General features: G+C 63.6%; 6 protein-coding genes. 4 read left to right on the forward strand and 2 right to left on the reverse strand.

Going from position 1 to position 5,464, the window contains the following annotated elements; all coding sequences use genetic code 11:
* The first annotated feature begins 280 nt into the window (after positions 1 to 280).
* The 4 genes from leuD to AX729_RS26475 all read left to right on the forward strand — a co-directional run bounded on the left by leuD (position 281) and on the right by AX729_RS26475 (position 3,336).
* Positions 281 to 886, forward strand: coding sequence for a 3-isopropylmalate dehydratase small subunit (gene leuD / locus AX729_RS26460; protein ID WP_061027179.1), 606 nt, complete (start codon positions 281 to 283; stop codon positions 884 to 886).
* 81 nt (positions 887 to 967) lie between these two features.
* On the forward strand, positions 968 to 1,753 hold the full coding sequence (locus tag AX729_RS26465) for a glycosyltransferase family 32 protein (protein WP_061027180.1): 786 nt from the start codon (positions 968 to 970) through the stop codon (positions 1,751 to 1,753).
* Between the two features lie 150 nt (positions 1,754 to 1,903).
* Positions 1,904 to 2,323 carry a DUF6455 family protein gene (locus AX729_RS26470; RefSeq protein WP_061027181.1) on the forward strand — a complete coding sequence of 140 codons (420 nt, stop codon included), beginning with the start codon at positions 1,904 to 1,906 and terminating at the stop codon, positions 2,321 to 2,323.
* Positions 2,324 to 2,475: 152 nt separating this feature from the next.
* A complete protein-coding gene (locus AX729_RS26475) occupies positions 2,476 to 3,336 on the forward strand; it encodes an LssY C-terminal domain-containing protein (protein ID WP_197433675.1) in 861 nt (286 codons plus the stop codon).
* Positions 3,337 to 3,353: 17 nt separating this feature from the next.
* On the opposite strand, the gene AX729_RS26480 is transcribed toward AX729_RS26475, so the two are convergent.
* Together AX729_RS26480 and AX729_RS26485 are read right to left on the reverse strand one after the other, a co-directional pair.
* Positions 3,354 to 4,733, reverse strand: coding sequence for a caspase family protein (locus AX729_RS26480; protein ID WP_061027182.1), 1,380 nt, complete (start codon positions 4,731 to 4,733; stop codon positions 3,354 to 3,356).
* Positions 4,734 to 5,108: 375 nt separating this feature from the next.
* A partial coding sequence (locus AX729_RS26485) for a methyl-accepting chemotaxis protein (RefSeq protein ID WP_245325387.1) occupies positions 5,109 to 5,464 on the reverse strand: 356 nt, incomplete at its 5' end.

Raw genomic sequence — 5,464 nt, forward strand, 5'->3', positions numbered from 1 at the left:
GCAGGCCGCCACAACGAGCCATATGCGATGGCCTGCGCTGGCGGGGGAGGGTTGGGGAGAGGGTGTCTCCGCAACGGGACCGCCCCTAGAGGAGAGAGCCCTCGCCCGCGCCTTCGGCGCGACCTCTCCCGCAGGCAGGCGGGAGAGGTGACGTCCCGACGCCGCGCCAGTCCGGTCTCAAACTCGCTGAGCAGGCTAGCCCTGCCGAATTCGGCCTAGGATTCCCGCCCCGATCGCGATAAATACCCGTTCCTCCAGACCCACCCGGGAAAGCGCAACCATGGACAAGTTCACCACGCTGGAAGGCGTCGCGGCGCCGCTGAAGATCATCAATGTCGACACCGACATGATCATTCCGAAGCAGTACCTCAAGACCATCAAGCGCACCGGCCTTGGCAAGGGGCTCTTCTCCGAGCAGCGCTACAAGGACGACGGCAGCGAAAATCCGGACTTCGTCCTCAACCAGCCCGCCTATCGCAATGCGAAGGTGCTGGTGGCCGGCGACAATTTCGGCTGCGGCTCGAGCCGCGAGCATGCGCCCTGGGCGCTGCTCGATTTCGGCATCCGCTGCGTGATCTCGACCTCGTTCGGCGACATCTTCTACAACAACTGCTTCAAGAACGGCATCCTGCCGATCCGCGTCAGCCAGGAAGACCTCGACAAGCTGTTCGACGACGCCGAGCGCGGCGCCAACGCGACGCTGACGATCGACCTGCCGAACCAGGAGATCCGCGGTCCCGACGGCGGCACCGTCAAGTTCGAGATCGATCCGTTCCGCAAGCACTGCCTGATCAACGGCCTCGACGACATCGGCCTCACGATGGAGAAGAAGGCCTCGATCGACACCTACGAAGAGAAGCTCAAGCGCGAGCGCGCCTGGGCTTGATCTCGCGTTTTCGTTCGAGCCCCGGTGCTGATGGCGCCGGGGCTTTTTCTTTGTCCGCGTTATCCCTTATAGCTCCCGCACATGCTGCCCGAGATCGTCACCTTCTGGCACGGCCCGATGGACGCGCTGCGCCAGACCTGTCTGCGCTCGCAGCTGGCGGCCGGCCACAAGGTCACGGTCTACAGCTTCGACACCATTCCCGGCCTTCCCGCGGGCGTCGCAAATGCGGATGCCGAGGCGATCCTGCCGCACGCCTTCTCCGAACGCTTGCGCCCGCCGCAGCCGGACGGCAGCTGGCGCGACTGGACCATCCTTCAGTTCAGCGACTTCTTCCGCATGAAGCTGATGGCGAAGGGTCTCGGCCTCTGGCTCGATGCCGACGTGCTGCTCCTGAAACCCGTCGAGATCGATCCGGCGAAACCCTATTTCGCCTGGGAGCGGCCGCGCCAGCTCGGCAATTCCGTGATCTATCTGCCGCCCGAACACGGCATCGTCGCCGCTTTCGAGGAACTGATGGAGCAGGAGGAGCTGACGCCGAACTGGCTGTCCTTGCGTCATCGCATCACCTTCATGATGCGCCGCCTGCGCGGCGGCTCGGGCCGCCTCTCCGACATTCGCGTCGCGATCTACGGGCCGGCCGCCCTCACCGCGCTCGCGCGCCGCACCGGCGAGCTGGCTTGCGCGCTGCCGAAGCAGTCGTTCTATGCCGTGCACGCCGAGCCGAAACTGTTCTTCGACCCTTCGAGCTATCTCGGCCTCGTCGCCAACCCCGACATCATCGGCCTGCACATCTCGCCCAAGGGCCGCGGCGGTGAAAAGCCGATCCCGGGCAGCCTGTATGCATGGGCGGCGGAGCGGTTTGCGTAAGCCGCCTCCGGGTGGAGCGATTGCATGGCAGCGTAAGAGGCTGCGGCGCGTCGGGGCTTTTGCATCATTCTCGATTTGATCCAGCGCAACGTGCCTTTGCACCATTGTGCCTAATCTGGCTCCAATTCCACGACCCGAACGGAGCCTCGCATGAGCACCGCAACCAGACCCTATCCCATCGTCCAGGACCTCATCGACTCCTTTGCGAGCTGGCTGAAGCATCGCCGGGAGGTGAACGAGATGCGGCAGCTTGATCGCGCCGATTTCGACCGGATCGCCAACGATCTCAGGATCGCGCCCGACGACCTGGAGGAACTGGTCCGTCACGGCCAGCATGCCGCCGACGAGCTGCCGAAGATGCTCGAACAACTCGGCATCAACGCCGAAGGCCTCGGCCGCGCGCAGCCGCTGCTGCTTCGCGACATGGAGCGGGTCTGCTCGCTCTGCGATCACAAGGGACAGTGCGACCGCGATCTCGCCGACGGCACCGCCGCGGAGAACTATCACGGCTATTGCGCGAACGCCTCGACGCTGGAGTCGCTCAATCGCGCCGACGTGGCGCCGCGCTGAGTCGCGGGGGCTCGACCGACGAATGAGATTTTCGGCGAGAACGGGCCATCGGCCTGACGCACGCCCCTGCGGGCGCAAACCTCGCACCGGACGTTGTCACGGACTATGGTGGATAGGTATGCTGTCGCGTATACTGGCTCGAACGATACCGCATGACCAATTCCGCGAAGACCGGGACGAGGAAGCGACGGTGGCCTTTCGTGCTGGTCTTTGTTGTGCTCGTCTATCTAGCCCTCGCATATGTTTTGGTGCCCACCCTGTGGATTCACCACGAACACGAAGCGGGGCTCGCTTCGTTGCCGATGCTCACCAGGACATCGGACGATATCCCTGGTGACCCTCTGAACGTTGGACTTGTTGGTGAGGGCGGAGATGTCGTCCGCGCCATGAACGCGGCGGGATGGTCTGCGGCCGACGCCGTGACGCTGCGATCAAGCATCGAGATCGTCGGGAGTGTGGTACTGGATCGACCGTATCGCGACGCGCCGGTCAGCCCGCTCTACTATCTGGGAAAGAAGGAGCAATACGCGTTCGAGAAGCCTGCAGGGAAAAGTGCAGACCGGCGGAATCACGTTCGGTTCTGGAAGGCCCTCGAAAAGGGTGATGACGGTCGACCGGTCTGGCTCGGTTCGGCAACTTTCGACCGAGGCGTCGGGCTGAGCCACGATACGGGACAGGTCACCCATCACATCGCGGCCAACATCGATGCCGAGCGGGATCTCCTGATGGCCGACCTGCGAACGGCCCGCGTCGTCAGCAGTTTCTTTCAGATCTCCGGCATAGGCCCCACTCTGTTCGGCCGAAACGGTGGCGGCGACCCCTACTATACGGATGGCGAGATCCACGTCGCCGTCCTGGTGCCGGGAGCGGCGAGCGGCCGATCCGCCGACCATTCCACCGCCCTCATTCATCGCTCTCAAGGATGCCATATGGCACGGCATCGCTCGCCAAGCCGAAACGACGCCCTAGCCCTTGCTCATTCCTGCAGGCACTTCGGTAAAGCTCCGGCTTAATTCTACCAAGGCCGACGTCACTTGCCAGCCACGAAATAGAAGTCCTGCCGTCCTGAGATTGAGCCGTAGCTGAACGGCTTCTGCCTGCGGCCGGTCGCTTCCATGACGTCGTCGCGGACGAAATCGAACAGCCTGCGGACTTCGAGGCCTGGCGTCGGAAGATTTTTGACCAAGGCGGCAGCGAACGGACTGTTGGTCCCGTCACCGTCGAGTGCGGTCTCGCCATCCTTGGCGGCGTAGACCACCAGCGTTCCCGCCTCCGGCTCGACCGGCGCCAGACCTCGCGACACCGAGCGCGACGCCACCGTCATCGTGCGCCTCATCTGGCTTGCGAACGGGTTGTCGCGGCAGGCATCGAGAATGACGAGGCGCAGCTTCCTGGCGCGCTCCGCCGCGTTGAGGACCTGATCGACCGGCACGGCTTCAAATCCGATCTCACGATCCGCCGCGATTCTGGCGTCCGTCGGAATGAGATAATTGACCCCACCGACCTCCATGCCGTGTCCGGCATAATACACCACGGCCCAATCCGCCGATTCTGCACGTGCAGCGAACTCGCGCAGCGCGCTCACCAGCGCATCCTTGCGGAGATTGGTCAGCAGGGTAACCGATTCGAACCCCGTGAGCTTCAGCACGTCGGCGACGAGACTCGCGTCACGTACGGGGTTCGGCAGCGCCGCGACGTTTTCGTAAGCCGAATTGCCGATGACGAGCGCGATGCGACGCTCACTGCTCGACACGTCGGAAGCTACGACCGCCGGGGCGACATTGCTTTTCTCGACCAAGACTGTTGCTGGTCGCGGCGAAGGCAGGACGGCAAGCCGCTCGCGCGCCTTGTCCTGTGCCCATTTCGTGGCGCCATGAGCCAACCCGAGCGTGGCGTTGAAGTCGGCCCGTGCCTTCGCGACATCGCCGCGCTTTTCGTAGGCCAGCCCGCGATTGACATAGGCGTTCGCATAGGTGGGATCGACGCGTATCGCTTCAGTATAGTCCGCAATGGCGCGGTCGGTGTCGCCCTTGTTGCCGTGGGCGTTTCCGCGGTTGAAATACGCGTTCGCATTCGTGGGTTGAAGGCGCACTGCTTCGGTGTAGTCGGCAATGGCCCGATCCGTGTCGCCCTTGATGCTGTAACCGTTGCCCCGGTTGTAGTACGCGTTCGCATTGGCCGGATCGAGCCGGATCGTGGCCGTGTAGTCGGCTATCGCGCGGTCCGTATCGCCGCTGGCGGCGTAAGCGTTCCCTCGGTTGTAGTAAGCGGTCGCGTCCCTGGGATCTCGCCGTATCGCCTCGGAAGCGGTGGCAATGGCGGGGTTCGCGTCGCCCTTGACGCGATCGACGGCGGCTGCGGGGCCAGCAAGGACAAGAATGGCAAGGCAATAGAATAAATTGCGAAGCATACGAAAGCCCACTCGCAATATCGGAGACCGGAAGCAGCACTTGAACGACACAAATCTACCGGGGCAACCAGCCGGCCTGTGTAATCTAAATCACAGTCAGGGCCGCGCCAAGCGAGCGGCAGTTGCGGCGCGCAGCGACCAGCAAGGAAAATCCGCGCTCGCTGAAACGACGGAGGTGCAGTCCCTCACCCCCAGGGCGGCAGGGATGAACGAGCTGCGGCAATCGACCCCAAAAGCCAGTCCGCTTCAGAGAGCGGTGAGAGGCAGGGCACCGCAAAGGGCTACTCTGCTCTCCGGCGCCTTTCCTGTTCCGTGTTCAGCCGTCGGCCTGACCGATTGGGACAACAGGATGTTCGGAGAATGCGACAGGTCTGATCACGCGCGGCTCGCCATCGCGGCGGCTTCTGCCGCCGCACGCTGCATGCTGGTCGACATCTCGTTCGTCACCGTGCTCTGCTCCTCGATCGCAGCGGCGGTCGATGTCACGTACTCGCTGACATTGTTGATCGCCTGCTTGATCGTACTCAGAGCGTTGACGACGTCGCCGGAAATGCTGTTGAGGCTGCCGATCTCCTGGCCGATCTTGTCGGTCGCCTGCTTGGCCTGGTTGGCGAGGCTCTTGACCTCGGAAGCGACCACGGCGAAGCCGCGGCCGGCTTCGCCGGCGCGCGCGGATTCGATCGTGGCATTGAGCGCGAGCAGGTTGATCTGCCCCGTGATGTTGTTGATCA

Source organism: Bradyrhizobium sp. CCH5-F6 (assembly GCF_001556045.1).
Lineage (GTDB): Bacteria > Pseudomonadota > Alphaproteobacteria > Rhizobiales > Xanthobacteraceae > Bradyrhizobium.